2 protein-coding genes and 1 pseudogene are annotated in these 1,994 nt (G+C 66.3%); 2 read left to right on the top strand and 1 reads right to left on the bottom strand.

The annotated features are described in order from the left end of the window. A pseudogene (locus tag ACE3UY_RS15385) lies at positions 1 to 624 on the top strand (hypothetical protein); the annotation flags it as partial. Here ACE3UY_RS15385 and ACE3UY_RS15380 read toward each other — a convergent pair. Continuing rightward, on the bottom strand, positions 566 to 1,507 hold the full coding sequence (locus tag ACE3UY_RS15380) for a YitT family protein (RefSeq protein ID WP_374688381.1): 942 nt from the start codon (positions 1,505 to 1,507) through the stop codon (positions 566 to 568). The pseudogene ACE3UY_RS15385 and the gene ACE3UY_RS15380 sit on opposite strands and share 59 nt — an antisense overlap. Positions 1,508 to 1,683: 176 nt before the next feature. Here ACE3UY_RS15380 and ACE3UY_RS15375 point away from each other — a divergent pair. Next, a partial coding sequence (locus ACE3UY_RS15375; RefSeq protein ID WP_374688380.1) for a CocE/NonD family hydrolase occupies positions 1,684 to 1,994 on the top strand: 311 nt, incomplete at its 3' end.

The raw sequence follows: 1,994 nt of genomic DNA, 5'->3' as shown, positions 1-1,994 counted from the left end.
GTGGAGACCGTCTCCGGTCTGGGCTTCGACGGCGGCCGACGGCAAAACGGCTACGACTTACAGGGCAACCTGAAGAAGTACACCCAAGGCAACATGACCTACACGCTCACCTACGATGTGGAAGGCCACTTGACGTGCGTGAGGATCGAGTCAGCGGGACTGACGCAGACGACAAGCTTCTTCTACGACGCCGACGGCCAACGGGTGAAGACCACCCGCCCGGACGGCACGGTCATCTACACCCCTTTCCCCGACTACGAAGTGGAAGACCCGCCGGGCGGCGGGGCCAACACCGTCCGCACGACCCATCGCGTGGCCGGGCAGATCGTGACCGTCCAGACTAAGGTGGGTACAGCGGCCGGGACGTTCCACTACACCTACACCGACCACCTGGGCAACGTGGTCGCCTTGAGCAACGCGACCGGCGGCTACCTTGCCAACTCGCTCGCCCGCTACGACCCCTTTGGCAACTATCGCACCGAGCCGGCGGCGGCCGTCAACCCCGGTCAGACCAACCACGGCTACACCGGCCACCGCCGCCACCTCCCTTGCCCCTCCCCTCCGCTCACGCCTCCACCAAACTCCGAAACCCCTCCCCCAACACCTCCTGCGCCTGCCCGATGATGACGAAGGCGTGCGGGTCGGTCTCGTGGACGATGGCTTTGAGTTGGACGATCTCGGCCCGGCTGACGGCGCACAGCAGGACGTGGCGCTCGACGCCGGTGTACATGCCGCGGCCCGTCCAGTCGGTGACGCCGCGCTCCAGGTCGGCCAGGATGCCGGCGGCGACCGCCTCCGGCTGGCTGGTGACGATGGTCGCCACGCGCATGACGTTGGAGCCGTTGAGCGTCAGTTCCACCATGACGCCGCCGACGTAGAGGCCGATGACGGCGTAGAGGGCGTGCTCCCAGTCGAAGGCCAGCCCGGCCAGGAAGACGACCAGCCCGTCGGTGTAGAGGTACGCCTGCGACAGGGGCATGCCGAAGCGCCGCTCCAGGATGCGGGCCAGGATGTCGGTGCCGCCGCTGGTGGCTTTGGCGCGGAAGATAAGGCCCACGGCCACGCCGGCCGTCACGCCGCCGTAGAGGGCGTTGAGGGCTAGGTCTTCCGTCAGCACGACGTCCGGCCAGAGCCACTGCAACAGCCCGTCGAGGACGGCCGAAAAGACGAACGACGCCACCACGGTGCGGGCCAGGAAGCGCCGGCCGCCCAGGAAGCGCCAGCCGACGATGAACAGGGGGATGTTGAGGAGGAAGGTCAGCGTGCCGATGGGCCAGCCGGTGAAGCTGTTGATGATCTGGGCCGTGCCGCTGAGGCCGCCGGCGACGAGCTGGTGGGGGATGAAGAAGAGGTGCATGCTGACGGCCAGCAGGGTCGCGCCGAGGAGGATGAGGGCGTAGTCGCGGGCCAGCCGCGCCGCCGTCTCGCGGTGTTCGCTCATGCGCCGCTGCCACACGCGCGCCCTGAATTGTGTCTGCCGGTCGCCATTCTTGAAGGGTGATGCCATGATGAGTTCCTTATGCATTTAGTTTGTGTCGTTAGCGTGCTATGATTCACGGTGTTTGGAAGAATAGCACGCTGATGACGCAGATTTCAACGCTGATTGACGCGGATTTGGCCCATTCTTCATCAGCGAAAATCAGCGTTGAAATCTGCGTCATCAGTGTCCCATTCTTACCCACTATGACCACCCTCCCCATCCGCGAAATCGAGAACCTGTGGATCCCCATGCCCGACGGGGCGCGGCTGGCGGCCCGCGTCTGGCTGCCGGAGGACGCCGAGACTCACCCCGTGCCGGCCCTGTTCGAGTTCCTGCCCTACCGCAAGAGCGACGGCACGGCCCTGCGCGACGCGCTGCGCCAGCCCTACTACGCCGGCCACGGCTACGCCGTCCTGCGCGTGGACTTGCGCGGCAGCGGGGAGTCGGACGGCGTGCTGCTCGACGAGTACACCGTCCAGGAGCACGACGACGCCGTGGCCTGCATCGCCTGGAT

The organism is Promineifilum sp. (SeqCode) (assembly GCF_041918635.1).
In the GTDB taxonomy this organism is placed as follows: domain Bacteria; phylum Chloroflexota; class Anaerolineae; order Promineifilales; family Promineifilaceae; genus Promineifilum.
Note: the sequence above shows the minus strand (reverse complement) of the source record. Positions and strands in the feature narration are given on the sequence as shown.

Coding starts and splice junctions, on each gene's coding strand:
- ACE3UY_RS15380 (WP_374688381.1), bottom strand. CDS start 1,507: ATGGCATCACCCTTCAAGAATGGCGACCGGCAGACACAATTCAGGGCG.